The sequence below is a fragment of the Polaromonas sp. P1_G1 genome, from assembly GCF_056405595.1.
Window position 1 is genome coordinate 46,510 of the sequence record NZ_JBFUBU010000006.1, and the last position, 26,726, is coordinate 73,235.

21 protein-coding genes and 1 pseudogene are annotated in these 26,726 nt (G+C 63.8%); 10 read left to right on the forward strand and 12 right to left on the reverse strand.

Features of this window, described 5'->3' with window-relative positions:
* Positions 1–5: 5 nt before the first annotated feature.
* From AC1D1Y_RS03870 to AC1D1Y_RS03900, 7 genes are all read right to left on the reverse strand, one after another.
* Complete coding sequence (locus AC1D1Y_RS03870) at positions 6–2,114, reverse strand: 3-hydroxyacyl-CoA dehydrogenase NAD-binding domain-containing protein (protein WP_477681186.1); 2,109 nt, start codon at positions 2,112–2,114, stop codon at positions 6–8.
* 205 nt (positions 2,115–2,319) lie between these two features.
* Complete coding sequence (locus AC1D1Y_RS03875) at positions 2,320–3,015, reverse strand: ABC transporter ATP-binding protein (protein WP_477681187.1); 696 nt, start codon at positions 3,013–3,015, stop codon at positions 2,320–2,322.
* On the reverse strand, positions 3,015–3,800 hold the full coding sequence (locus AC1D1Y_RS03880) for an ABC transporter ATP-binding protein (RefSeq protein WP_477681188.1): 786 nt from the start codon (positions 3,798–3,800) through the stop codon (positions 3,015–3,017). Before AC1D1Y_RS03880 ends, AC1D1Y_RS03875 begins: the two co-directional genes overlap by 1 nt.
* Positions 3,797–5,089 (reverse strand): branched-chain amino acid ABC transporter permease, encoded by a 1,293-nt coding sequence (locus tag AC1D1Y_RS03885; protein WP_477681189.1) that lies wholly within the window; start codon positions 5,087–5,089, stop codon positions 3,797–3,799. Before AC1D1Y_RS03885 ends, AC1D1Y_RS03880 begins: the two co-directional genes overlap by 4 nt.
* 11 nt (positions 5,090–5,100) lie before the next feature.
* A complete protein-coding gene (locus AC1D1Y_RS03890; protein WP_477681190.1) occupies positions 5,101–6,054 on the reverse strand; it encodes a branched-chain amino acid ABC transporter permease in 954 nt (317 codons plus the stop codon).
* An 83-nt stretch (positions 6,055–6,137) separates the two neighbouring features.
* Positions 6,138–7,391 carry a branched-chain amino acid ABC transporter substrate-binding protein gene (locus tag AC1D1Y_RS03895; RefSeq protein WP_477681241.1) on the reverse strand — a complete coding sequence of 418 codons (1,254 nt, stop codon included), beginning with the start codon at positions 7,389–7,391 and terminating at the stop codon, positions 6,138–6,140.
* 330 nt (positions 7,392–7,721) lie between these two features.
* On the reverse strand, positions 7,722–9,350 hold the full coding sequence (locus AC1D1Y_RS03900; RefSeq protein WP_477681191.1) for a 3-(methylthio)propionyl-CoA ligase: 1,629 nt from the start codon (positions 9,348–9,350) through the stop codon (positions 7,722–7,724).
* A gap of 124 nt (positions 9,351–9,474) precedes the next feature.
* On the opposite strand from AC1D1Y_RS03900, the gene AC1D1Y_RS03905 reads away from it, so the two are divergent.
* The 8 genes and pseudogenes from AC1D1Y_RS03905 (at position 9,475) to AC1D1Y_RS03940 (ending at position 15,475) form a co-directional block, all read left to right on the forward strand.
* Complete coding sequence (locus tag AC1D1Y_RS03905; RefSeq protein ID WP_477681192.1) at positions 9,475–10,962, forward strand: protein adenylyltransferase SelO; 1,488 nt, start codon at positions 9,475–9,477, stop codon at positions 10,960–10,962.
* 31 nt (positions 10,963–10,993) lie between these two features.
* Positions 10,994–11,407: a peptide-methionine (R)-S-oxide reductase MsrB gene (gene msrB / locus AC1D1Y_RS03910; RefSeq protein ID WP_477681193.1), complete on the forward strand. Its 414-nt coding sequence runs from the start codon at positions 10,994–10,996 to the stop codon at positions 11,405–11,407.
* A gap of 81 nt (positions 11,408–11,488) precedes the next feature.
* The gene (locus tag AC1D1Y_RS03915) at positions 11,489–12,115 is read left to right on the forward strand and encodes a septation protein A (RefSeq protein WP_477681194.1); all 627 of its coding nucleotides are present in this window, start codon (positions 11,489–11,491) and stop codon (positions 12,113–12,115) included.
* The gene (locus AC1D1Y_RS03920) at positions 12,112–12,405 is read left to right on the forward strand and encodes a BolA family protein (protein WP_477681195.1); all 294 of its coding nucleotides are present in this window, start codon (positions 12,112–12,114) and stop codon (positions 12,403–12,405) included. Before AC1D1Y_RS03915 ends, AC1D1Y_RS03920 begins: the two co-directional genes overlap by 4 nt.
* 87 nt (positions 12,406–12,492) lie before the next feature.
* Positions 12,493–13,278, forward strand: coding sequence for a peptidylprolyl isomerase (locus AC1D1Y_RS03925; RefSeq protein ID WP_477681196.1), 786 nt, complete (start codon positions 12,493–12,495; stop codon positions 13,276–13,278).
* Between the two features lie 143 nt (positions 13,279–13,421).
* Positions 13,422–14,288: a metal-dependent hydrolase gene (locus AC1D1Y_RS03930; RefSeq protein ID WP_477651879.1), complete on the forward strand. Its 867-nt coding sequence runs from the start codon at positions 13,422–13,424 to the stop codon at positions 14,286–14,288.
* Positions 14,289–14,437: 149 nt separating this feature from the next.
* Positions 14,438–14,602: pseudogene (gene rplL / locus AC1D1Y_RS03935) on the forward strand (50S ribosomal protein L7/L12); the annotation flags it as partial.
* Between the two features lie 129 nt (positions 14,603–14,731).
* Positions 14,732–15,475: an ABC transporter substrate-binding protein gene (locus AC1D1Y_RS03940; protein WP_477681242.1), complete on the forward strand. Its 744-nt coding sequence runs from the start codon at positions 14,732–14,734 to the stop codon at positions 15,473–15,475.
* Between the two features lie 18 nt (positions 15,476–15,493).
* Here AC1D1Y_RS03940 and AC1D1Y_RS03945 read toward each other — a convergent pair whose 3' ends face one another.
* Both AC1D1Y_RS03945 and purL read right to left on the reverse strand, forming a co-directional pair.
* On the reverse strand, positions 15,494–16,036 hold the full coding sequence (locus AC1D1Y_RS03945) for a hypothetical protein (protein WP_477681197.1): 543 nt from the start codon (positions 16,034–16,036) through the stop codon (positions 15,494–15,496).
* A 25-nt stretch (positions 16,037–16,061) separates the two neighbouring features.
* A complete protein-coding gene (purL, locus tag AC1D1Y_RS03950) occupies positions 16,062–20,069 on the reverse strand; it encodes a phosphoribosylformylglycinamidine synthase (RefSeq protein ID WP_477681198.1) in 4,008 nt (1,335 codons plus the stop codon).
* A gap of 525 nt (positions 20,070–20,594) precedes the next feature.
* Between purL and map the strand changes: the two genes are divergently transcribed.
* Together map and AC1D1Y_RS03960 are read left to right on the forward strand one after the other, a co-directional pair.
* A complete protein-coding gene (map, locus tag AC1D1Y_RS03955) occupies positions 20,595–21,437 on the forward strand; it encodes a type I methionyl aminopeptidase (protein ID WP_477651882.1) in 843 nt (280 codons plus the stop codon).
* A gap of 56 nt (positions 21,438–21,493) precedes the next feature.
* Positions 21,494–24,085: a [protein-PII] uridylyltransferase gene (locus tag AC1D1Y_RS03960; RefSeq protein WP_477681199.1), complete on the forward strand. Its 2,592-nt coding sequence runs from the start codon at positions 21,494–21,496 to the stop codon at positions 24,083–24,085.
* Positions 24,086–24,097: 12 nt separating this feature from the next.
* Here the strand turns inward: AC1D1Y_RS03960 and AC1D1Y_RS03965 are convergent, their stop codons facing one another.
* From AC1D1Y_RS03965 to def, 3 genes are all read right to left on the reverse strand, one after another.
* Entirely contained in the window at positions 24,098–24,808 is a 711-nt protein-coding gene (locus tag AC1D1Y_RS03965; RefSeq protein ID WP_477681200.1) for a class I SAM-dependent methyltransferase, read from the reverse strand.
* Between the two features lie 132 nt (positions 24,809–24,940).
* Positions 24,941–25,936, reverse strand: a complete 996-nt coding sequence (locus AC1D1Y_RS03970; RefSeq protein ID WP_477681201.1) for a cytochrome-c peroxidase — start codon at positions 25,934–25,936, stop codon at positions 24,941–24,943.
* A gap of 164 nt (positions 25,937–26,100) precedes the next feature.
* A complete protein-coding gene (gene def, locus AC1D1Y_RS03975; RefSeq protein ID WP_411879299.1) occupies positions 26,101–26,640 on the reverse strand; it encodes a peptide deformylase in 540 nt (179 codons plus the stop codon).
* Between the last annotated feature and the right edge of the window lie 86 nt (positions 26,641–26,726).

A 26,726-nucleotide genomic window follows, 5' to 3' on the forward strand; every position in this document is an offset into this window, starting at 1 on the left:
GCGGATCAGGTGGACTGGTTGAAGGTTTTGCCTTCGGCCGCCAGCTTGGCCAGCAGCGGCGCGGGCTTCCAGAATTTGGCATCGTCCAGCGGGTTCTGGGCGAAGCGGTTCATGCTTTGCACCACGTTGAAGAGGCCGAGCTGGTCGGCGTACAACATGGGGCCGCCGCGGTAGACCGGGAAGCCGTAGCCCATGATGTAGACCATGTCGATGTCGCTGGCCTTGGAGGCGATGCCCTCTTCCAGGATGTGCGCGGCTTCATTCACCAGCGAGAACACCAGGCGCTGCACGATTTCCTCGTCGGATATCTTGCGCGGCGTGATGCCCAGCGATTTGCGGTGGTCCTCGATCATCTTGACGACCTCGGCGTTCGGGATCGCGTCGCGCTTGCCGGGCACGTAGTCGTACCAGCCGGCACCGGTCTTCTGGCCGAAGCGGCCCTTTTCACAGAGCAGGTCGGCCGTTTTGCTGTACTTCATRTCMGGCTTTTCSGWRTAGCGGCGCTTGCGGATGGCCCAGCCRATGTCGTTGCCGGCCAGGTCGCCCATGCGGAASGGSCCCATGGCMAWGCCGAATTTCTCSAYGGCCTTGTCGACCTGCTCGGGCGTGCAGCCTTCGTCGAGCAGGAAACCGCCCTGGCGGCCGTACTGCTCGATCATGCGGTTGCCGATAAAGCCGTCGCAAACGCCCGACACAACCGCTGTCTTCTTGATCTTCTTGCCCACGGCCATCACGGTGGCCAGCACGTCCTTGCCGGTCTTGGCGCCGCGCACCACTTCCAGCAGCTTCATCACGTTGGCGGGGCTGAAGAAATGCAGGCCGACCACGTCTTGCGGGCGCTTGGTAAAGTCGGCGATCTTGTTGACGTCGAGTGTGGAGGTGTTGGAGGCCAGAATGGCGCCCGGCTTCATCACGCGGTCCAGTTCTTTAAAGACTTTTTCCTTGACGCCCATCTCTTCAAACACCGCCTCGATCACGAGGTCGGCGTCTTTCAGGTCGTCGTAGCTCAGCGTGGTGCTGAGCAGGCCCATGCGCTGCTCGTACTTGTCCTGCTTGAGCTTGCCCTTCTTGACCTGGGCTTCGTAGTTCTTCTGGATGATGCCCAGGCCTTTGTCCAGCGCCTCCTGCTTCATCTCGAGGATCTTGACCGGGATGCCGGCATTCAGGAAGTTCATCGCGATGCCGCCACCCATGGTGCCGGCGCCGATCACGGCGACCGAATTGATCTCGCGCTTGGGCGTGTCTTCCGGCACGTCGGGGATCTTGGAGGCGGCGCGTTCGGCCATGAAGATGTGGCGCAGCGCGCGGCTTTCGGGCGTCCACATCAGGTTGATGAAGAGCTCGCGTTCAAAGGCCATGCCGTCTTCGAACTTCCGCTTGGTTGCGGCTTCCACGGCGTCCACGCACTTGAGCGGCGCGGGGAAGTTCTTGGCCATGCCCTTGACCATGTTGCGGGCGAACTGGAAGTAGGCGTCGCCGTTGGGATGCTTGGCGCGCAGTTCGCGCACCAGCGGCAGCGGCCGGGTGTCGGAAATCGATTGCGCGAAGGCCAGGGCTTCCTGGGCCAGCGACTCGGGCGAGGCAGCGAGCTTGTCGAACAGCTTCTGGCCGGGGATTTGCGCGAGCAGTTCGCTCTTGACGGGTTCACCACTCACGATCATGTTCAGGGCTGGCTCCACGCCGAGCACGCGCGGCAGGCGCTGCGTGCCGCCGGCGCCGGGCAACAGGCCCAGCTTGACTTCAGGCAGGGCGATGTTGGTGCCGGGCGCCGCGATGCGGTAGTGGCAGCCCAGGGCCAGTTCCAGGCCGCCGCCCATGCAGACCGAATGGATGGCCGCGACGACGGGCTTGGCGGAATTCTCGACCGCGCGGATCACGCTGAGCAGGTTGGGCTCGGACAGTGCCTTGGGCGTGCCGAACTCCTTGATGTCGGCACCACCCGAGAAAGCCTTGCCGGCGCCGGTGACCACGATGGCCTTGACGGCCGCATCGGCATTGGCTTTTTGCAGGTTGTCGGTCAGGCTCAGGCGCGTGTCATGGCCCAGGCCGTTGACGGGAGGGTTGCTCAGGGTGATGACGGCCACGCTGCCGTGAACTTCGTAAAGGGTGGTCATTGCTGCTTCTTTCCTTGATGGGAGTTTCAGTTGTTCAGTTGTCTCGGCTGGCGTTGAGCCCTGCAAGCCCTGCGCGGCCGTCAAAAAAGTACGACCGTTCTTTTTCCATTGTAGGGGGCGTTTGTGACGGCACAAGTCCCGGGTTGGACTGTTTGGTCTATTTTTGTCCCAGCGGTGACATGCCCACCGCAATCCACACGGTTTTTTACACCTCGAGCCATTCCTTGCGGATGTAGGCGTCGGCCCGCAGGCCGTCGGGCGTGCCGTCAAACACGATGCTGCCGTGGCCCATGACCAGCGCGCGGTCGGAGATCGCCATGGCAATCGTCAGCTTCTGCTCGATCAGCAGCACCGAAATGCCCTTGGCCTTCAGCGTCTGCAAATACTGGCCCACCAGTTCGACGATCTTGGGCGCCAGGCCCTCGGTGGGCTCATCGATGATGATGAGGTCGGGGTCGCCCATCAGCGTGCGGCACAGCGTGAGCATCTGCTGCTCGCCGCCCGAGAGCACGCCGGCCTCGGTGTGCTGGCGTTCGCGCAGCCTGGGGAACATCTGGTACATGTCTTCAAACGACCAGCGCGAGCCCTTGCCGGAGCCCTTCTGGCCCAGCAGCAGGTTCTGGTGCACCGTGAGCTTGGGGAAGATGTCGCGGTTTTCGGGCACATAACCAATCCCCAGGTGGGCGATCTGGTAAGCCTTCTTGCCGACGATCTCCTGCTTTTTCCAGAGGATGGAACCCTGGCAGTCGACCAGGCCCATGATGGCCTTGGCCGTGGTGGAGCGCCCCGAGCCGTTGCGGCCCAGCAGCGCGACGATCTGGCCGGGCTGCACGTCGAAATGCACGCCATGCAGCACGTGGCTTTTGCCGTAGAAGGCGTGGAGGTTTTGTATATGCAGCATCAGTGGCCACCTCCATGTGCTTGGGCATCGGCGACGGACGAGCCGAGATACGCTTCTTGCACACGCTGGTCGGCGCGCACGGCTTCGGGCGTGTCATAGGCAATGATTTCGCCGTAGACCACCACCGCGATCTTGTCGGCCAGGCCAAACACCACGCCCATGTCGTGCTCCACCGTCAGCAGGGTCTTGCCCACGGTGACTTCCTTGATCAGGCTGATGAAGCGGCTGGTCTCCGAGCGGCTCATGCCGGCCGTGGGTTCGTCGAGCAGGATGACGTTGGCGCCGCCGGCGATGGTGATGCCGATTTCGAGCGCGCGCTGCTCGGCGTAGGTCAGGTTGGTGGCCAGTACGTCGCGTTTTTTGTCGAGCTTGATCATGGCCATCAACTGCTCGGCGCGCTCGTTGGCGTCGTCGAGGTCGGCCAGGAAGCGGAAGAAGGTGTATTTGTAGCCYAGGCTCCAMAGCACRCCGCAGCGCAGGTTYTCRAACACGCTGAGCTTGGGGAAGATGTTGGTGATCTGGAAGCTGCGCGACAAACCCAGGCGGTTGATTTCAAACGGCTTCTTGCCGTCGATCCGCTGGCCGTTAAGCAACACTTCGCCGCTGGTGGGCTCAAAGCGGCCGCTGATGAGGTTGAACAAGGTCGACTTGCCGGCGCCGTTGGGGCCGATGATGGCGACGCGCTCACCGGCCTGCACCTGCAGGTTGGCGCCGCGGATGATTTCGGTCTTGCCGAAGTTCTTGCGCAGGTCTTTGAGTTCAAGCGAACAGGTGATGGCGCTCACAGCAGTTCCCTCCGCTTGATTTCTTTTTCAATGTCATCTTGTATCTGGCCCCATTGCGTGAGGAATTGGCGGCGAGTGAGCTCGAACAGGCCTAGCCCGGTGGCCAGCACAAAACCCGCGCCCAGCCAGCTGTTGAGGTTGGTCGCGTTGAGGCGCACGCCCATGAAGCCGAGCTCCGGGCCCAGCGCCGCGTTGAGCTGCAGGTGGTAGACCATCTCCACCATGGCGGCCGCGCCGGCCAGCGCAGCGAAGGCCGTCACGGCCAGGCCCAGGTAGCCCACCCACAACTCCCTGAGCCTGCCGAAGGAGGCTATGCGCAAATTCATCATGATCAGGCTGGCGATACCGCCGGGCGCATACATCACCATGAAAAGGAAGACCAGGCCCACGTACAGCAGCCAGGCCATGGACAGTTCCGACAGCAGGATCAGCGCCAGCACCAGCAGGCCGGCGCCGATGATGGGGCCGAAAAAGAAGGTCGCCCCGCCCAGGAAGGTGAACAGCAGCAGGCTGCCCGAGCGCACGGCGCTCACGACTTCGGCGGTGACGATCTCGGAATTGATGGCCGCCAGCCCACCACCTATGCCGGCGAAAAAACCAGCGAAGATGAAGGCGTAGTAGCGCACGCGCTGAGTGTTGTAGCCGATGAACTCCACACGCTCGGGGTTGTCGCGCACGGCGTTCAAAATCCGGCCCAGCGGCGTGCGGGTAAAGGCGAACATGGCTGCCGTACAGATGAAGCAGTAAAAAGCAATCAGGTAATAAACCTGGATCTGCGGGCCGAAGCTGATGCCGAACACCGGCTTGCCGTAGGCCCGGTTGGTGGTGATGCCGCCCTCCCCGCCGAAGAACTCGGGGAACATCAGCGACATGGCGAACACCAGCTCGCCCACGCCCAGCGTGATCATGGCAAAGGTGGTGCCAGCCTTCTTGGTGGTGACGTAGCCGAACAGCACGGCGAAGAACAGGCCCGACAGGCCGCCCACCAGCGGGATCAGCGGCAGCGGGATGTAGAACGTGCCTTTGGCAGCCAGGTTCATCGCATGCACGGCCAGGAAGGAACCCAGCCCGGCATAGACCGCATGGCCGAAACTCAGCATGCCGCCCTGCCCCAGCAGGATGTTGTAGCTCAGGCAGATGATGACCAGGTAGCCGGCCTGCGACAGCATGGTCAGCGCCAGGCTGCTCTTGAACATCATGGGCGCGACGATGAGCAGCAACGCGTACAGCGACCACAGCAGCCAGCGGCCGACGTTGTAGGGTTTGAATTGGTGGTACGGGGTGGACATTTCTTGCAGCCTCATCCTTCCCGCGTACCGAGCAGGCCCTTGGGCCGGAAGATCAGGATCAGCACCAGGAACAGGAAGGGCAATATCGGCGCCACCTGCGAAATCGTGAGCTTGAGCAAGGGGTAGCCAAAGGTTTCAGGCGTCACCACGTACTTGAAGTGCCCCAAAAGCGTGATCAGCGACTGGTCCATCTGGATCGCGAAGGTCTGGATCAGGCCTATCAGCAGCGAAGCCAGGAAGGCGCCGCTCAGCGAACCCATGCCGCCCACCACCACAACCACAAAGATGATGGCGCCGACCGAGCCGGCCATGGCGGGCTCGGTGATGAAGGTGTTGCCTCCTATGACGCCGGCCAGGCCGGCCAGCGCCGCGCCGCCGCCGAAGACCAGCATGAAGACGCGCGGCACGTTGTGACCCAGCGCCTCCACGGTTTCAGGATGCGTGAGCGCGGCCTGGATGACCAGGCCTATGCGGGTGCGCGTGAGCAGCAGCCAGATGCCGGCCAGCATGGCCAGCGAGATGAACATGATGAAGGCGCGCGATTTCGGGAAGTTGGTGCCGAACACCGTGAACAGCRGCCCCTGCAGGCCTTCGGGCAGCACGTAGTTGACGGCCGAGCGGCCCCAGACCAGCTGCACCAGCTCCAGCAGCAGGTAGGACAGCCCGAAGGTGACCAGCAGCTCGGGCACGTGGCCGAACTTGTGCACCTTGCGCAGGCAAAAGCGCTCGAAGGCCGCGCCCATCACAAACACCAGCAGCGGCGCCACCAGCAGCGACCACCAGAAGCCTATGACCTGCGAGGTGCTGTAGGCGATATAGGCGCCGACCATGTAGAAGGACGCGTGCGCGAAATTGAGCACGCCCATCATGCTGAAGATCAGCGTCAGGCCGGAACTGAGCATGAACAGCAGCAAGCCGTAGCTGAGGCCGTTGAGCATCGCGATGGTGAAGGATTCCAGATTCATCGATAAGCGCCTGTTGGAAAAAGCCGGATGAAAAAAAGGCCCGAACTCGGATCGGGCCTGTGTCCGTCAGCGGGACGCCGGGATCACCCCGGGCGCTTCATCTGGCACGAGGTGGGCGTGCTGGCCACATAGGGCTCATAGTATTTGACCGGCACAAAGGTGTAGCCCGTGTTCTCGGCATCGTAGGGGTATTTGCCGCCGGCTTTTTCCCATTTGTCGATGTAGAGGCCCTGCTGCAGCTGGTGGTCGGTCTTGCGCATCTCGACGTCGCCGTTGAAGCTCTTGAAGCGCAGGCCTTCCATGGCCTTGGCCACTACGGCCGGCTCGGTCGACTTGGTCTGCGCCATCGCTTCGGTCAGGATGGTGAAGGCGTGGAAGATCGCGCCGGTGTAGAAGTCGTCGTTAAACTTCTTCTTGTACTCGGCCTGGATCTGCTGGATCTCGCCGCCCATGTTGAGGTGGTTGTAGGACACCATGTAGACCCGGCCGGCCGAGGCCGCGCCCAGCGCGGTCGGCGTGCCGGTGACGCCGGCGTAGTAGGTGTAGAACTTGACGTTGTTCAGGCCCGCCTCGTTGGCGGCCTTCACCAGCAGCGAGAGGTCGGAACCCCAGTTGCCGGTGATCACGGTGTCGGCGCCCGACTGCTTGATCTTGGCGATGTAGGGTGCGAAGTCGCGCACCTGCGCCAGCGGGTGCAGGTCCTCGCCGACGATCTGGATGTCGGGGCGCTTGCTGGCCAGGTTGGCTTTGGCGAACTTGGCGACCTGCTGGCCGTGCGAGTAGTTCTGGTTGATCAGGTAGACCTTCTTGATGTCCTGCTGGTCCTTCATGAAGGCCGTCAGGGCTTCCATCTTCATGGAGGTGTCGGCGTCCAGGCGGAAGTGCCAGTACTCGCACTTGCTGTTGGTGAGGTCGGGGTCCACCGCGGCGTAGTTGAGGTAGACGACTTCCTTGCCGGGATTGCGTTCGTTGTACTTGGACAGCGCGTCCATGATGGCCAGCGCCGGGCCGGAGCCATTGCCCTGCACCACGTAGCGCGCACCCTGGTCGATGGCGGACTTCAGCGCGTTGGTGGTTTCCTGCGGGCTCAGCTTGTTGTCGATGCCGATGATCTCGAACTTCACGCCGGCCTTGTTCTTTTTGCTGAACTGCTCAGCCAGGAACTGGAAGCCTTTGAGCTGGTTGGTGCCGACTGCCGCCATCAGGCCGGACAGCGGGTCCAGCCAGGCGATCTTGACGGTCTGGTTCAGGTTGACCGCACCGCCGGCGGCGGGCGCGGCGGTGGCAGCCTTGGCCGGTGCGGCGGCCTTGGCTGCCGGCGCCTGGGCCAGCGTCATGCCGCTGTAAAGCATGGCGGACACCGCCATGGCAACGCCGGCGTGCCGAGCGAAAAATCGGGTTTGGGTTGTCATCCCTTGTCTCCTGAAAATTATGAATTTGCGAACGAAATCTAACGGGGGAACCGGCACAGGTTAGGTCAAAAAATGTTGCACTGCGTCAGGGAATGCCCTAGCCGATGTCACAGATGTGACCAGAGCTAAAGCCCCCACGTTCGTTCACTTCGTGTAACTCTCTGCCCCCCGAGGGGGCGCTGCGCCTGCGGTCTGGCAAAGCCAGTCCCGCGGCCCCCGCTTGATTAATACCCCTACTCCACTCTAAGGCCGCGCTTAGGACGGTGGCAATTTGTAATCCTTCAATTGCTCGCGCAGCTTGGTCTTGAGCATCTTGCCGGTGGCGCCCAGGGGGATGGCGTCGACAAAAACGACGTCGTCGGGGATTTGCCATTTCGCGGTCTTGCCCTCGTAGAAGCGCAGCAACTCTTCGCGCGTGACGTCCATGCCGGGCTTTTTGACCACCGCCACGATGGGCCGCTCATCCCACTTGGGGTGGGTCACGCCTATGCAGGCGGCCATGGCCACGGCCGGATGCGCCACGGCGATGTTCTCGACCTCGATGGAGCTGATCCATTCGCCGCCTGACTTGATGACGTCCTTGCTGCGGTCGGTGATCTGCAGGTAGCCGTCGGGGTCTATGGTGCCGACGTCGCCCGTGGGGAACCAGCCGTCCACCAGCGGGTCGCCGCCCTCGCCTTTGAAGTATTCGCGCACGATCCACGGGCCCTTGACGTAGAGGTCACCGAAGACTTTTCCGTCCCAGGGCAATTCCTTGCCGTCGGGGTCGACGATCTTCATGTCGACGCCATAGATGGCACGCCCCTGCTTGAGGCGTATCTTCATTTTTTCCGCGTCGGACAGCGCGTCGTGCTTGTTCTTGAGATTGCACAGCGTGCCCAGCGGGCTCATTTCGGTCATACCCCAGGCGTGCAGCACTTCGACGCCGTAGTCTTCGCGGAAGGCATTGATCATGGCCGGCGGGCAGGCCGAGCCGCCGATGACGGTGCGCTTCAGGGTCGAGAATTTCAGGCCGGGGGGTTTCATATGGGTCAGCAGCATCTGCCACACCGTGGGAACGCCGGCCGCATAGGTGACCTTCTCGGCCTCGATCAGCTCATAGATCGACTTGCCATCCAGCGCCGGGCCCGGGAACACCAGCTTGGCGCCGGTCAGCGCGGCCGAGTACGGAATGCCCCAGGCATTGACGTGGAACATGGGCACGACCGGCAGGATGGCGTCGCGCGCGGAGATGCACATGACGTCGGGCAGCGCGGCCGCATAGGCATGCAACGTGCTGGAGCGGTGGCTGTAGAGCGCGGCCTTGGGGTTGCCCGTGGTGCCGCTGGTGTAGCACATGCTCGAAGCGGTGTTCTCGTCAAAGCTGGGCCAGTCGTAATCGGCCGCTTGCGCGCCTATCCAGCTTTCATAACTTTGCAGATTCGGGATGCCGGAATCGGCCGGCAGCTTGTCGGCGTCGCACAGCGCGATGTAGTGTTTGATGCTCGGGCAGCGGGCGTGCACGGCCTGCACCAGCGGCAGAAAGCTCAGGTCGAAGCACAGCACCTGGTCTTCGGCGTGGTTGGCGATCCAGGCGATCTGGTCAGGGTGAAGGCGCGGGTTGATGGTATGCAGCACGCGGCCCGAGCCGCTCACGCCGTAATAAAGCTCCAGGTGGCGGTAGCCGTTCCAGGCCAGCGTGGCGACGCGGTCGCTGAAGGCCAGCTTGAGGCCGTCCAGTGCCCTGGCGACGCGGCGCGCGCGCTGGCCGAGGTCTTTGTAGGTGTAGCGATGGATGTCGCCTTCAACCCGCCGGGAGACGATTTCCGCGTCGCCGTGGTGGCGTTCCGCAAATTCGATCAAACCGGAAATTAGCAGTGGCTGGCTTTGCATTAACCCGAGCATCAAGAGTCTCCATTGTTTTACGTAAACATCCGCAAGCGGCCCATCATGCCGCAGCACAGCGGCACGGTCATGCGGGATTGCCCGTGAATTCACGGGCCCATGTCAGGTAGGGGACAATTTGCCCATGACCTCCGCAAACCTTTCAGCGCCCGATACCGCGGCCACCGGCGACACCCTGGCTTGGCGCAACAGCTTCGCCGGCCTGGGCCCGGACTTCTACACCGAGCTTCAGCCCACACCCCTGCCCTCGCCCTACTGGGTCGGCAAAAGCCGCGCGCTGGCGCGCGAACTCGGGCTCGAAGACAGCTGGCTCGAATCAGCGGACACGCTGGAGGCCCTCACGGGCAATCGCCTGTTGCCGGGCTCTCGGCCCCTGGCCAGCGTCTACAGCGGCCACCAGTTCGGCGTCTGGGCCGGGCAGTTGGGCGACGGCCGCGCGCTGCTGCTGRGCGAAATAGACACCCCGCTCGGGCCGCAGGAAATCCAGCTCAAGGGCGCGGGCCAGACCCCCTATTCCCGTATGGGCGACGGCCGGGCCGTGCTGCGCAGTTCGATCCGTGAATTTTTGTGTTCCGAAGCCATGCACGGCCTGGGCATCCCGACCACGCGGGCGCTGTGCGTCACGGGTTCCGACGCGCCGGTGCGGCGCGAGGAAATCGAAACCGCTGCCGTGGTGACGCGCACCGCGCCCAGCTTTATCCGCTTCGGCCATTTCGAGCACTTCAGCTATACCGGCCAGCACGCCCAGCTTAAGACGCTCGCCGACTACGTGATAGACCGCTTCTACCCCGCCTGCCGCGAAGCGCCGCAGCCCTATGCGGCGCTGCTGGAGGCTGTCAGCGAGCGCACGGCGCATTTGATGGCGGCGTGGCAAGCGGTTGGCTTTTGCCACGGCGTGATGAACACCGACAACATGAGCATCCTGGGGCTGACCATCGACTACGGACCCTTCCAGTTCCTGGATGCCTTCGACCCCGGCCACATCTGCAACCATTCGGATGCCCAGGGCCGCTATGCCTACAACCGGCAACCCAATATGGCTTATTGGAACCTGTTCTGCCTGGGCCAGGCCCTGCTGCCGCTGATCGGCGAGCAGGAACTGGCACTGGCCGCACTGGAACCCTACAAAACCCTGTTCCCCGAGGCCCTGTACGCCCGCATGCGCGGCAAGCTGGGCCTGGCGGACGAGCGGCCCGAGGACAAGGCCCTGGTGGACGACACCTTCAAGCTGCTGGCCGCCAACAAGGCCGACTACAGCATCTTCTGGCGGCGCCTGAACGGCTTCACGCCGCAAAGCGGCCATGAGCCGGTGCGCGACCTGTTTTTCGACCGCGAATCCTTCAATGCCTGGGCCCTGCAGTATTCGGAACGGCGGGCCGGCGCCGACCCCGAACTGCGGGCCGCTTTGATGCAGAGGAACAACCCGAAATTCGTGCTGCGCAACCATCTGGGCGAGGAAGCCATACGCGCCGCGAAACTAAAAGACTTTTCGGGTGTCGATACCTTGCTTGCCCTGCTGCAGTCCCCATGTGAGGAACATCCCGGCCATGACAGCTTTGCCGGTTTCCCGCCGGACTGGGCTTCATCGATTGAAATCAGTTGCAGTTCGTAACATCAAAGTCAACACTCTCAGGACCTAGAACATGAGCGCCAAGATCCAGAAAACCGACGCCGAATGGAAAGCCCTGCTGGCCGAAAAAGGGGCCGAACCGGCCGCCTTTGAAGTCACCCGCCACGCCGCCACCGAACGCCCCTACACCGGCAAATACGAGGCCGTCTGGGCTGACGGCAGCTACCACTGCATCTGCTGCGGCGCCAAGCTCTTCGAGTCGGAAACCAAATTCGACGCGGGTTGCGGCTGGCCCAGCTTTTCCGAGGAAGCGGTGCCGGGCGCGATCGAGGAAATCGTGGACCGCAAGCACGGCATGGTGCGCACCGAAACGGTGTGCGCCAGCTGTGGCGCGCATCTGGGCCACGTGTTTCCCGATGGGCCGAGCCCAACCGGCCTGCGCTACTGCATGAATTCCGCCTCCCTGGACTTCAAATCAAAAGCCTGAAGCGGGAAAGGCTTTGGGGCCGGGCCGTGCGCCCGGCCGGGGATCATTCAAGGGCCTGCCCTTAGGCCAGATAATCAGCACATGAAAATTCTTTTCGACTTTTTGCCGATAGCGCTGTTCTTCGGCATGTTCAAGTACGCCGAAGGCCACAAGGACTGGGCCGCCTCTACCGCCACCGAATGGCTGGGTTTCATGGTGTCTGGCGGCGTGGTGGGCGCCACTGAAGCGCCCGTGCTGCTGGCGACCGTGGTGGTGATCATCGCCACGCTGGCGCAAATCCTCTGGCTCAAGGCGCGCGGCAAAAAGGTCGACACCATGCTGTGGGTGAGCCTGGGACTTGTCACCGTGCTGGGCGGCGCCACGATCTACTTTCACAGCGAGAACTTCATCAAGTGGAAGCCCACGGTGCTCTACTGGGTCATGGGCACGGCCCTGCTGGTCGGCCAGCTGGTCTTCAAGAAAAACGGCATCAAATCGATCATGGGCGCGCAGATGGCCTTGCCGGACGCGATCTGGCGCGTGGTCAACCTGAGCTGGGTCGGCTTTTTCGCCGTGATGGGCATCCTCAACCTGTGGGTGGCCTTCAATTTCCCCACCGCCACCTGGGTCAACTTCAAGCTCTTCGGCGGCCTGGGCCTGATGGTGGTGTTTGTGCTGGCGCAGGCGATTTACCTCAACAAGCACATCAAACCCGGCACCACGCCATGACCGCAGCCCTTTCCAGCGCCCTGCCCGTGCGCACCGCGGAAATCGAGCAGCAGCTCCAAGCGCGGCTGCAGCCCACGCGGCTGGAAGTGCTCGATGAAAGCGCCGCCCACGCCGGGCATGCCGGCGCCAACGCCGAAGGCTTCGGCACCCATTTCCGCATCCGCATCGCGAGCCCGCTGTTTACCGGCCAAAGCCGGGTGGCGCGGCACCGGCTTGTGTATGATGCACTGCAAAATTTCATTGACCAGGGCCTGCACGCCGTGGCGATCGAGATCATCGAGTCACCCTGAAACCTGGCGGCGCCCCCGGAATTTCGGCCGCGAAGGCCGGGCATCATCCAGACATCCACAGCATTCATCAAAGGACTGCAAGACATCATGAAGAAACAATTTTTACTGGCCACCGCCGTTGCGGGCCTGCTGGCCTTTGGCGCTCAAGGCGTGATGGCGCAGAACCTGGCCATCGTCAACGGCAAGGCCGTTCCAAAAACCCGCCTGGACTCGCTGGCCCAGCAGGTTGCCAAGTCGGGCCGTCCCGTGACGCCGGACATGGAAGCCCAGCTGCGCGAAGAAGTCATCGCGCGCGAGGTCTTCATGCAGGAAGCTGAAAAGCGCGGCCTGTCCACCAGCGACGACGTCAAGGTGCAGATGGAGCTGGCGCGCCAGACCATCCTGATCCGCGAGCTGTTCGCCGACTACCAGAAGAACAACCCGGTTACCGAAGCCGAGATGAAGGCCGAATACGACAAGTTCGCCGAAGCCAACGGCGGCAAGGAATACAAGGCCCGCCACATCCTGGTGGAAAAGGAAAGCGAAGCCAAGGACATCATCGCCAGCCTGAAAAAAGGCGGCAAGTTCGACGACATCGCCAARAAGMAATCCAAGGAYCCCGGMTCCGGYGCCAASGGTGGCGACCTSGAYTGGGCCAACCCCTCCAGCTACGTGCCGGAGTTCACCCAAGCGCTGGTCAAGCTCAGCAAGGGCCAGACCACCGACACCCCGGTGAAGACCGAGTTCGGCTACCACATCATCCGCGTGGACGACATCCGCACGGCGCAGTTGCCTTCGTACGACGAAGTCAAGCCGCAGATCGCCCAGCAGATGCAGCAGCAAAAGCTGGCCGCCTTCCAGACCGACCTGCGTAAAAAAGCCAAGGTGGAATAAGCGCCACCGAACCGGTTCAAAAAAGCAGCCTTTTGGCTGCTTTTTTATTGGGCGCTTTCCAATCGGGGGGCGATTTGCGTGAATTGCCGATTGACGAAGGTGGCGCGGGCCGTTCCAATGGCTCACATCTTTCAGGAGGTCCCATGTCAAACCGCCTTGCCTTGATCCCCTTCTCCTCATTTCCCGCCCCGCTGCTGCGCGGGCTGCTGCTCGGCGCGGCCCTGCTGCTCGGCCTGCCGGCCTTCGCGCAGAACGGCAAAACCGAAGTGCTCTGGCTGGGCCAGGCGGCCACGCGCATCACCACGCCCACGGGCAAGGTCATCATGATCGACCCGTGGCTCACATCCAATCCCAAGACGCCCGCCAATTTCCGCGCGCTGGAGGCGCTGGGCAAGGTGGACCTGATCCTGGTGACGCATGCGCATTTCGACCACTTTGCCGATGCGCCCGCGCTGGCCAAAATGCACAACGCGCCCATGTACGGCCCCGCCGGCCTGAACCAGACAGTGGCCGCGCTGGGCATACTGCCCGCGGAACTCGCACCGCGCTTCGGCAAGGGCGGCACCATCATGCCTTTCGGCCCCACCGGCGTGAAGATCACGGCGGTGCATGCCGAGCACTCCTCGGAGCTGGCCTACAAGAACCCGGCCACCGGCAAGGACGAGGTGCAGCCCGGCGGTGAGCCTGTAGGCTTCATCCTTGAAATGGAAAATGGCTTCAAGCTCTGGCACATGGGCGATACCGCAGTCTTCGGCGACATGCGGCTGATCGGCGACATGTACCGGCCCGACCTGGTGCTCATCCCCATTGGCGGCCATTTTGTGATGAACCCGGTGGACGCCGCCATGGCGGTGCGCGAAATGATACGGCCCAGGTTCGCGCTGCCCATCCATTACGGCACCACACCCGTGCTGCGCGGCACACCGGCCGAATTCAACGCGGCGCTCGGGACCGCGCCCGGCACGGCGCGCATGGTGGCGCTGGACCCCGGCCAGAAACTGGACTTCTGAGCGCCATGGCTGGCTCCGATCCTCTTTCCGCCCTTCCCCAACCCGTGCAGGATGCCCTGCAACGCGGCAACCTGGTCGAAGCCATCAAGCTGATGCGCGCCGGCACCGGCCTGGGCCTGAAGGAAACCAAGGATGCGCTGGAAGCCTATATGCGTGGCGAGCCGCCGGCTGGCGGCTTTGCCCCCAAGGCTTTGGCTACCGGCGCGCCCCTGCCCGCGCAGGTGCAAGAGGCGCTGGACCAGGGCAACAAGATAGAGGCTGTACGGCGCTTGCGGGGCCTGACGGGCATGGGGCTCAAGGAAGCCAAGGATGCGGTGGAGGGCGTGAGCGATGACGCGGGACCGGGCGCGAGCGACGGCCTGTCTCCCGGCCAGGTGCGCGGCTCGAACGGCTTGTGGTGGTGGCTTGTTGCGCTGGCCGTGCTGGGGCTGGCTGCGTTTGCGCTGCTGGGCTGCGCCTCCACGCCGCCGGCACCCGTCGCCGAACTGGCGCCTTCCGGCAGGCTCAAGGCCGCCATCAACTTCGGCAACCCCATCCTGGCGGTTCGCATGCCGGACGGTTCACCGCGCGGCGTCTCGGTGGACCTGTCCAACGAACTCGGCAGGCGCCTGGGCGTGCCGGTGGAGCTGGTGACCTTCACCTCGGCCGGCAAGGTGGTAGAAGCGGTCAGGGATGCGCAGGTCGACATCGCCTTTGTCGCGATAGACCCGGTGCGCGGCGCCGACATGCTGCAAACGCCGCCCTACGTCATCATCGAAGGTGCCTACCTGGTACGAAACGATTCACCGATACGCCGCAACGAAGACGTGGACCAGGCGGCGAACCGCGTCGTGGTCGGCAACGGCAGCGCCTACGACCTCTACCTGACCCGCGAACTGAAAGCCGCGAAGCTGGTCAAGGCCCCGACCTCGCCGGCGGTCACCGACGTCATGGTCGCGCAGAACATCGAGGTTGCGGCCGGCGTCAAGCAGCAGCTGGAGGCCGACGCGAAACGTGTGGCGGGCCTGCGCCTATTGCCGGGACGCTTTATGGTGATCAACCAGGCCATGGGCCTGCCCAAGGGGCGTGAGGCCGGTGCGCGTTACCTGGCGGATTTTGTTGAGGAGATGAAGGCCTCGGGGTTTGTCGCGCAGGCCTTGGCGCGGCATGGAATCGAAGGGGCGGCTGTCGCCCCGCCCAGCCGCTAAGTCCCTAAGGCCGGGAAATCAATCCCGCCGCAAGGATTGCAGCATCTGCAGCGCGGGCCTGTTGACCGCTGCCGCGTCGCCATTGCTCAGGATGGTGAACCCCACCTGCAGTTCGCCGATTGTGACCATTCCCTGGGTCAGGTTGAGGTATTCACCGGGCTTCGGCGCCCGGTCTGTGGCCGAGAAGTAGGCGCCGAACAGGCCCTGGCCCGACAGCTCACGCACGGGAAGCTCCGCCTCGACAGCCTGCGGCTTGGCCTTCTCGGCAGCGGCCGCCACCATCGCGCGCAGGAAGTCCGGTGTCAGCGGTTTGGCGTCGGCACGCATCGACCAGAGGGGCGTCACCATAATCTGGAAGTTTTTCTCGGTGATGGATGACAGGACGACGGTAGGCGGCAGCTCTGGCGCGGCGCGCCGTACCTGGCCCCGCCAGCCCACGGGAAGCGGGATGACCAGTGCCGGCCGCTCGGGCAGCGCCACACGCATGTCGGCGGCCATAGCGCCGCAGGCGAGCAATCCGGACAGGATGGCGATAGAGGCGCGTTTGAGCAGTCGATTCATGGTCATCTCAGGTTAACGTCGTTGATCAACCCACCCACTTGCGCGCGTTGTGCCACAGGCTCATCCACGGGCTGCGCTCGCTGGGAGTGCCTGACGTCCAGCTCTTCTGGATGTTGCGGAACACGCGCTCGGGGTGAGGCATCATGGCCGTGAAGCGGCCGTCGGCCGTGGTCACGGCCGTCAGGCCGCCGGCGCTGCCGTTGGGGTTGGCCGGATAGGCTTCCGTGGGCTGGCCGTGGTTGTCGGTGAAACGCATCGCGGCAATCGCCTTGGACGCATCGCCGCGGAAGGCGAAATTGGCGTAACCCTCACCGTGCGCGACCGCGATCGGCATACGGCTGCCGGCCATGCCTTGCAGGAAGATGCTGGGCGATTCCAGCACCTCGACCATGCTCAGGCGCGCCTCGAAGCGCTCGCTGCGGTTGGTGGTGAAACGCGGCCAGGCTTCGGCGCCCGGGATGATGTCGGCCAGCTCGGCGAACATCTGGCAACCGTTGCAGACGCCCAGGCCGAAGGTGTCCTGGCGCGCGAAGAATGCCTTGAACTCCTCGGACAGCACCGGGTTGAAGGTGACAGAGCGTGCCCAGCCTACGCCTGCCCCCAGGGTATCGCCGTAGCTGAAGCCACCGCAGGCCACAATGCCCTTGAAGTCGGCCAGTTTGGCGCGGCCGGTCTGCAGGTCGGTCATGTGCACGTCACAGGCTTCAAAACCGGCTTCGGTGAAGACGTAAGCCATTTCCACATGCGAGTTGACGCCCTGCTCGCGCAGCACGGCCACACGCGGTCGAGCCGACAGGTTGAGCGCAGGAGCGGCGGGCATCTTGGCGGGGTCAAAGCCCGGTTGAACGTGCAGGCCCGGGTCGGCGGGGTTGCCGGCGGCCGCGTGTTCGGTGTTGGCGCAAACAGGGTTGTCGCGCTGCTGGCAGATCTTCCAGCTGACAGAGTCCCAGACCTGGTGCAGGTCTTGCAACTTGGCCGAGAACACGGCCTTGGTGTCGCGCCAGACCTGGATCTCGCCCTTGCCGACTTCGAGCGAGGCGTGCTGCGGGCGGGTCTTGCCGATGAAATGGCTGAATGGGGAAAGGCCGTGCTCGCGCAGGGTCTGCATGACCTCATTGCGCGCGGCGGTGGCCACCTGGATCACGGCGCCCAGCTCTTCGTTGAACAGCGCCTTGAGCGTGAGTTCTTCGCGCCGCGCGCCGACCTGGCTTGCCCAGTTCTTGCTGTCGCCGGTGTCCATGCGGCTGTCGGAAATGCCGTCGCCTTCGACCAGCAGCATGTCGATGTTGAGCGACACGCCCACGTTGCCGGCAAAACCCATTTCACAGACCGCGGCAAACAAGCCACCGTCACTGCGGTCGTGGTAAGCCATGAGCTTGCCCTCTTTGCGCAGCGCGTTGATGGCATTGACGAGGTTGACCAGGTCTTTGGGGTCGTCGAGGTCGGGCACCTCGCCCTCCTCCTTGTTGAGCGTCTGCGCGAGGATGGAGCCGCCCATGCGGTTTTTGCCCTTGCCGAGGTCGACCAGGATCAGCGTGCTGTCGGCCTCATCGCGGTCCAGCTGCGGCGTCAGCGTGCCGCGCACATCGGGCAGCGTGGCGAAGGCGCTCACGATCAGCGAGACCGGCGAGGTGACCTTCTTGCCGGCGTCGCCCTCGCTCCACACGGTGCGCATGGACAGGGAATCCTTGCCGACGGGAATCGACACGCCCAGCGCCGGGCACAGTTCCATGCCCACGGCCTTGACGGTTTCATACAGCGCGGCATCCTGGCCGGGTTCGCCGCAGGCGGCCATCCAGTTGGCCGAGAGCTTGACGCGCGGCAGTTCAATCGGCGCGGCCAGCAGGTTGGTGATGGCCTCGGCGACCGCCATGCGGCCGGAGGCGGCCGCGTTGACGGTGGCCAGCGGCGTGCGTTCGCCCATGCTCATGGCCTCGCCGGCAAAACCGCTGTAGTCGGCCAGCGTGACGGCGCAATCGGCCACCGGCACCTGCCAGGGGCCGACCATCTGGTCGCGGTGCGTGAGGCCGCTCACGGTCCGATCGCCTATGGTGATCAGGAAACGCTTGGAAGCGACGGTCGGGTGGCYCAGCACGGCGATCGCGCTTTTTTGCAGGTCCACGCCGGTCAGGTCGATCGGCTTGACCGAGTGCTTCACGGACTTCACGTCGCGGTGCATCTTGGGCGGTTTGCCCAGCAGCACGTTCATAGGCATATCCACGGGAGCGGCCGCGTCCTTGTCGGACAGCATCAACTGCTTTTCTTCCGTCGCCACACCAATCACGGCAAAGGGGCAACGCTCACGGTCGCAGAAAGCCTGGAACTGCGGCAGCGATTCGGGCGCGACCGCCATCACGTAGCGCTCCTGGCTTTCATTGCTCCAGATTTCCTTGGGCGAGAGGCCGCTTTCCTCGAGCGGCACGGCGCGCAGGTCAAACTTCGCGCCGCGGCCGGCGTCGTTCACCAGTTCCGGGAAGGCGTTGGACAAACCACCAGCGCCCACGTCATGGATCGCCAGGATCGGGTTGGCCGCACCCAGCTGGGCGCACTGGTTGATGACTTCCTGGGCCCGTCGCTCGATCTCGGGATTGCCGCGCTGCACCGAGTCRAAGTCGAGCTGGGCCGCGTTGGCGCCTGAGGCCATGGAACTGGCCGCGCTGCCGCCCATGCCTATGCGCATGCCGGGGCCGCCCAGCTGGATCAGCAGTGTGCCGGCCGGGAACAGAATCTTTTTGGTGAGCGCCGCATCAATCGTGCCGACGCCGCCCGCGATCATGATGGGCTTGTGGTAACCCCAGCGCTGGCCGCCCACGGTCTGTTCGTATTCGCGGAAGTAGCCGTTCAGATTGGGACGGCCGAACTCGTTGTTGAAGGCCGCGCCGCCCAGCGGGCCCTCGGTCATGATCTGTAGCGGGCTGGCGATGTGTTCGGGCTTGCCGTAGTCGCCGTCAAACAGCCTGGACACCGTGAAACCGGTCAGGCCCGCCTTGGGCTTGGAGCCGCGACCGGTCGCGCCTTCGTCGCGGATCTCGCCGCCCGCGCCGGTGGAGGCGCCCGGGAAAGGCGAGATTGCCGTCGGATGGTTGTGGGTCTCGACCTTCATGAGCACTTGCATCTGCACGTCGTCGGTGGCGCTGTAGGTCTGGCGACCGGTGGATTCAGCCGGTTTGGCGTAAAACCGCTGGATTTTGTAGCCCTCCATGACGGAGGCATTGTCCGAATAGGCCACCACCGTGTGCTGGGGGTGCAGCTTTTCGGTGTTGCGGATCATGCCGAACAGGCTTTTTTCCTGCGGCACGCCGTCAATCGTGAAGTCGGCGTTGAAGATCTTGTGGCGGCAGTGCTCGCTGTTGGCCTGGGCGAACATCATGAGCTCGACGTCGGTCGGGTTGCGCTTGAGCTGCGTGAAGGCGTTGACCAGGTAGTCGATCTCGTCGGCGGCCAGCGCCAGGCCGAACTCGGCGTTGGCTTTTTCGAGCGCGGCCTTGCCGCCGGCCAGCACGTCAATCGTTTGCAGCGGCGCGCCCTGCAGCTCGGTGAACAGGCCCGCGGCTTCCGCGCGGTCGAACATCACGCTTTCGGTCATGCGGTCATGCAGCAGGCCGGCGACCTGCTCGCGCTGGGCGGCGCTCAGGGCGGTTTTGCTGAAAAAGCCGGTTTTCAGCGTGATGCGATATTCGGTGATGCGCTCGACGCGCTTGACGGCCAGGCCGCAGTTGTGGGCGATGTCCGTGGCCTTGGAAGCCCAGGGCGAGACGGTGCCGAATCGCGGCGAGACGATAAAGGCCAGGGCTTCACCGGCTTTGCCGTCGGCCGGGCAAGGTTCGCCGTAGGTGAGCAGCGCCGCAAGCTGGGCCTTGGCGGCCGCCGAGGGCGGCGACTCGGTCGCCACTAGGTGCACAAAGCGGGCGCTGATGCCGACGATCTTGTCGTGGATGGCTTGCAGGCGGGGAAGGAGTTGCTGGACGCGGAAGTCGCTGAGGGCGCTGATCCCGTGGGGTTCGCCCTCAAAAGTCGTCAGGTGCAGGGTCACGGTAGCGGTGGCCTTGTAGTGGGAAGTGGGCAGCTCATGGCTGTTTAGAACCTGTTCAACGTCTTTTTGGAGATCGCATTGGAGTGCAATCGGGATGAGTGGATGCTTCGGATGCGCCGCATGGGCTGATGCCCATGCAAGCAACCGGGGCGTCCAATCGCCCGATTTCACTCCAACCCTTCGGGCAAGTGCCTTTTCGGGCGGTCTGCGGCGTTGCGGCGCTTGCCCATAGCTGGGCTATGGGCTGCACACCGCGCCTTGCATCCCATCCCGAAAAGGTACTTGTGCGATTCCAAAAAGACATTGAACAGGTTCTTAGGGTTTAACACCGCCTGCAAGCGCCTGGTGGGACCGGGTTTTGCGGGGTACGCGTTAACCCGTAATTTTATCAGCGACTGGGGGCTTGCCGCGCCTGCCGGGCATCGCCAGCGAGCACTTTCGCGCTTCATTCGGGCCAAAAACGCAAAAGCCCTTGGCCCTATGCTGAAAATGCATGCGCCTGGGAGCGGTGGGATAATCGGGGCCATGAGTATTACTTACAAAGATGCTGACGGGATTGAAGGCATGCGCCTGGCCGGCAGGCTGGCTTCCGAAGTACTGGATTACCTCGCCCCCTTCGTGAAACCGGGCGTGACCACCAATGAAATCGACCGCCTGGCCCACGACTACATGACCCAGGTCCAGGGCACCATCCCCGCCACCCTGGGCTACGGCCCCCCGGGCTATGTGCCCTACCCCAAATCGCTGTGCACCTCGGTCAACCACCAGGTCTGCCACGGCATTCCCAACGACAAACCGCTCAAAAAAGGCGACATCGTCAACATCGACGTGACGGTCATCACCAAGGACGGCTGGCACGGCGACAACAGCCGCATGTACCTGGTCGGCGAGGCCTCGATCGCCGCCAAGCGCCTGTGCAACATCACCTATGAAGCCATGTGGCAGGGCATCATGCGCGTCAAGCCCGGCGTGCGCCTGGGCGACATCGGCTTCGCGATCCAGGCCTTCGCCGAAAAGCAGGGGTTTTCGGTGGTGCGCGAGTTCTGCGGCCACGGCATCGGCAAGAACTTCCACGAAGAACCCCAGGTGCTGCATTACGGCCGCCCCGGCACGCTCGAAGAACTGGTGCCCGGCATGACCTTCACCATCGAACCCATGATCAACGCCGGCAAGCGTGACATCAAGGACGGCCCCGAAAAAGACGGCTGGAGCATCGTGACGCGTGACCATTCGCTGTCCGCCCAGTGGGAACACACCATCCTGGTGACCGAGACCGGCTACGAGGTGTTGACCCTGTCCGCCGGCAGCCCGGCGATTCCGGCCTTTGTGCCGCAGCAAAGCCAGCTCCAGGCCACGGTCAGCGCCTGAGCGGGGCACCACCAGTGCCGGTACCGCGCGCGTCCTCCGACACGGCCCCTGCCACATTGAACGGCCTGGGCCCGGTGCGTGAGCAGTACAAGGCCGGCAAAGCCGACCTGCTGGCCTCGCTGGCGGCCAGCGGCGCATCCTCGCGCGGCATCCACAGCCTGCTGCAAAAATTCGCCCGCCACGCCGACGCCACGCTGCAGGCACTCTGGGAAGGCGCCGGTTTCCCGGCCGCGGCCTGCCTGGTCGCCGCTGGCGGCTTCGGCCGCGGCGAGCTGTTTCCCCATTCCGACGTGGACGTGCTGCTGCTGCTGCCGGACAACGCCGACGTCGACGCGGACCCGGCCCTGAAAGCCAAGGTCGAGCGTTTTATCGGCGCCTGCTGGGACGTGGGCCTGGAAATCGGCTCCAGCGTGCGGACCGCTTCCGGCTGTGTCGAGGAAGCCTCCAAGGACGTCACGGTGCAGACCTCGCTGCTGGAGGCGCGCCTGGTCGCCGGTTCGAAAAAAAACTTCCAGCAGCTGCAAAAACGCCTGGCCGCCGTGCTGGACCCGCAGGCCTTTTACGTGGCCAAGACCCTGGAATTGCGCCAGCGCCACAACAAGTTCGAGAACACGCCCTACTCGCTTGAGCCCAACTGCAAGGAATCGCCGGGTGGCCTGCGCGACCTGCAGGTGATCCTCTGGGTGGCGCGCGCCGCCGGCCTGGGCAAGTCCTGGGATGACCTGGCCCGCAAGGGCCTGGCCACGCCCTTCGAGGTGCGGCAGATCAAGGCCAACGAAGCGCTGCTGAGCCTGATACGCGCCCGCCTGCACCTGATCGCGAGCCGCCGCGAAGACCGCCTGGTGTTCGACCTGCAGACCGCCGTGGCGGAATCCTTCGGCTATTCGGCCGAGGCCGACGACGGCAGCAAGCTGCCGCGCCGCGCCAGCGAGGCGCTCATGAAGCGTTATTACTGGGCCGCCAAGGCCGTGACCCAGCTCAACCAGATCCTGCTGCTCAACATCGAAGAGCGGCTGAACCCCAACACCTATCCGCTGCGGCCCATCAACGAGCGTTTTTGCGACAAGGCCGGCATGCTGGAAGTGGCCAGCGACGACCTGTACGCGCGTGAACCGCACGCCATCCTCGAAACCTTTTTGGTCTACGAGACCACCGTCGGCATCAAGGGCCTGTCGGCGCGCACCCTGCGCGCGCTCTACAACGCCCGCGGCCTGATGAACAGCAAGTTCCGCAGCGACCCGGTCAACCGCGACACCTTCCGCCGCATCCTGCAGCAGCCCGAGGGCATCACGCATGCCATGCGGCTCATGAACCAGACCTCGGTGCTGGGCCGCTACCTCTGGATCTTCCGCAAGATCGTCGGGCAGATGCAGCACGACCTGTTCCACGTCTACACGGTGGACCAGCACATCCTGATGGTGCTGCGCAACGTGCGGCGGTTTTTCATGGCCGAGCACTCGCACGAGTACCCGATGTGCTCGCAGCTCGCGGGCGGCTGGGACAAGCCCTGGATTCTTTACATCGCCGCGCTGTTCCACGACATCGCCAAGGGCCGCGGCGGTGACCATTCAGAGCTGGGCTGCAAGGAGGTGCACATCTTCTGCCGCCAGCATGGCATTGCCGCCGAGGACGCAAAGCTGATCGAATTCCTGGTCGGCGAGCACCTGAGCATGAGCCGCATCGCGCAGAAGGAAGACCTCAGCGACCCGGAGGTCATCGCGGCATTCGCCAAACGCGTGGGCAACGAACGCTATCTCACGGCGCTGTATCTGCTGACGGTGGCCGACATACGCGGAACCAGCCCCAAGGTCTGGAATGCCTGGAAAGGCAAGCTCCTCGAAGACCTGTACCGCTACACCCTGCGCGTGCTGGGCGGCCGCGCGCCCGACGCGGATGCCGAGGTCGAGGCCCGCAAGCGGGAGGCCCTGACCACCCTGGCCCTGCACGCCGAACCCTTCGAGGCGCACAAGGCGCTGTGGGATACGCTGGACGTCAGCTATTTCATGCGCCATGAGGCCTCCGACATCGCCTGGCACGCGCGCCAGCTTTCGCGCCACGTCGGCAAGGCCAAGGCGATTGTCCGGGCGCGGCGATCCTCAGCAGGCGAAGGCATGCAGGTGCTGGTCTATACGCCCGACGCACCCGACCTGTTCGCGCGCATCTGCGGCTACTTTGACGAAGCCGGCTTCAGCATCCTGGACGCCAAGATCCATACCGCCCAGAACGGCTATGCGCTGGACACCTTCCAGGTCGTGAGCCCGACGCTGGCCGACCATTACCGTGAACTCGCGGCCATGGTGGAAGCCGACCTGGACCGCACCATCGAGGAGCCCGGCCCGCTGCCCCCGCCCGGCAAGGGCCGCGTGTCGCGCCGCGTCAAGAGCTTCCCGATCGCGCCGCGCGTGGACCTGCGGCCCGACGAAAAAGCCCAGCGCTGGCTGCTCAGCGTTTCAGCAAGCGACCGTGTCGGGCTGCTGTACCGCATCGCGCGGGTGTTGGCGCGCCACCGGATCAACCTGCAGCTGGCCAAGGTCAGCACCCTGGGCGAGCGCGTGGAAGACACGTTTTTGATCGACGGCCCCGAACTGCAGCACAACAAGGCGCAGATCGCGATCGAGACGGAGCTGCTCGAAGCGCTCAATACCTGATGGAATGGGATTTCAGACGGCCGGCTGGCGCAGGTAGCGCAGCAGCCGCCCCTTGTAGCTGCCTCCGGCCGGCAATTCGGTCACACGCGTCTCGGTGCGTGAATAGCCCAACCCATCCATCATGCGGTTAAAGCTCGCGCGGTTGCCGCGGTCCGGGTCCACGATCAGCACCTCGGTGTGCGGCAACGCATGCAGCTCGATGAACTGCGACAGCACCTCAGGCTGGCCGCGGTCGTAGAGCACGTCGCTGCCGATGATCAGGTCAAAGCGCTCCAGCAGAGGGTTGGCGCGCGACCAGTTGCCGGTCTGGTACTTCATCGCCGGCAGGTGGTTGAGTTTGAGGTTTTCGAGCAGGAATTCCGCCGCCAGCGGATGGCAGTCGCTGGCCGTGATGTTGCCGCCGCGCCTGTGCACGACCAGGCTGGCCAGCGCCAGGCCGCAACCGAGTTCCAGGATGCGCTTGCCTTCAAGCTCGAAGGTCAGCATGGCATGGGCCAGCACCCGGCCCGAGGGCCAGAGCAGCCCGAAGATGGGCCAGGCCGACGAGGAGATGCCTTCGCGTTCGGCCTCGCCCAGGGGATCATGGAATTGCTGGCGATCCAGCAGCGAGCGCAGCTGCAGGTCGTCGCCGCTCCCGCTCACGGTTTCATATTTGAGCAGGTAAGGCGGAGGGGAGGCAGCTCCGGTGATGGGAACTGCTCCCGACGCGGGAGCGAGCAACATCCGGAAATTTCCTTGCGTGGCAACACGCTCAAACGGGGCGAAATTGCCCTCAACCGGGGCCAGTGTACGCCTCCGCCGTCCCCGTCGCAGCGATGCTCACCTTGGCCTCGTCATCGGCCAACGCATCCAGACTCAGCGTTTTTCCAGCTGCTTGCCGGTCAGGCTCTTCAGGAATGCTTCGATGTCCTTGCGGTCGGCCGGCGGGATTTCCCGTCCCAGTTGATGGCGGCCCATCAACTGGATGGCCTCATCCAGGCTCTCTACGGCGCCGTCATGAAAATACGGGGCGGTGATGGCGACGTTACGCAAGGAGGCGACGCGGAATACGTGCATGTCTTCGTCTTTTTTGGTGACCAGCAAGCGCCCCTTGTCCGTCTCGACCATGGCGCCGCGGCCCTTCCTGGCACGGTCGCCATAGTAGTCGCCGATCAGGCTGAACTTCATGAACGTGTTGCCCCCCACATTGATTCCGTTGTGGCAACCCACGCAGCCGTTGCTCTTGAACTTGTCGTAGCCGACTTTTTCCTGCGCGGTGATCGCCTTGTCATCTCCCTTGAGCCAATCGTCGAAGCGCGAGGGCGTGACCAGGGAACGTTCGAAACTGACAATGGCTTCGCTGGCATTCTTCTGGGTCACGGGTTCGTCACCGCCATAAATGGCCTTGAACTCGGAAACCATGGCAGGGTCGGCCGCAAGGATCGTGAGCACCTTGCCCCAGTCGTGGGCCATGGTGTCGGCGTTGCCGACCGATCCCGAAATCTGGGCCTCAAGGTCCTTGGTGCGGCCCGTCCAGTTGAGCCCTGCTGTGTTGTAGCGCACATTAAAAATTGTGGGCGAATTCAGTTCACGCACCTTGCCGAATGCGCTGACGGAATGCCGGCGGGAATCCGCCCCTCCGGCATGCGGGAGATGGCAGGATTGGCACGATACCGTGCCATCGCCCGAAAAACGCTTGTCCGCAAACAACTTCTCGCCCAGTTTCACTTTGGCCGGGTCAACGTCGGTCACCTTGTCAGGCAACGGAAGAATGGGTTCCAGGGAGCGGGTGGCCTGGGCGATCGCAAGCAATTGGCTGGCCCCGGCTATCGTCGCCGCCAGGACGGCCAGTTTGAACAAATGCACACTCATGCTTTCTCCTTCAGGCGCTAGCCATTGACCGTTCGTCTGCTGACTGTCGCAGATGGGCATAAAGCAGAGTGATCTTCTGGCGGTGCGCAACGGCCGGCGCTACGCCATACATCGGAATGTCTCTTTAATATTTTTCCATCGCCCCCGGCTGGCCGTTCTTCTTTTTAGTCGTCGTCCGACGCATCCAGCCCGGGAAAGAGTACTTCAGTGAAACCAAACTGCGTGAAATCGCGGATGCGCATGGGGTACAGCGTGCCGATCAGGTGGTCGCATTCATGCTGCACCACACGCGCATGAAAGCCTTCCACCGTGCGTTCTATCGCATCGCCATACTGGTCAAAACCAGCATAGTGGATGCGCGAATACCGCGGCACCACGCCGCGCAGCCCGGGCACCGAGAGGCAGCCTTCCCAGCCGTCCTCTTCCTCGGGGCCCAGGGGTTTGATCACCGGGTTGAGCAGCACCGTACGCGGCACCAGTGGCGCGTCGGGATAGCGTGGGTTGACCGCGTCGGTGCCGAAAATCACCAGTTGCAGGTCCACGCCGATCTGCGGCGCCGCCAGACCCGCGCCGTTGACGGCGCGCATGGTGTCGAACATGTCCGAGATCAGCAGGTGCAGCTCGTCGGTGTCGAAAGCGGTGACGGGCTGGGCGACACGCAGCAGCCGCGGGTCACCCATCTTGAGGATTTCGCGAATGGTCATGCGCCGATTATGGCGGCGTGGCACCCGTTTGGATATGACCCAAGAGCCGCTCACAAAACCCAGCGAAGCGGTCCTGGCTAGGCGCG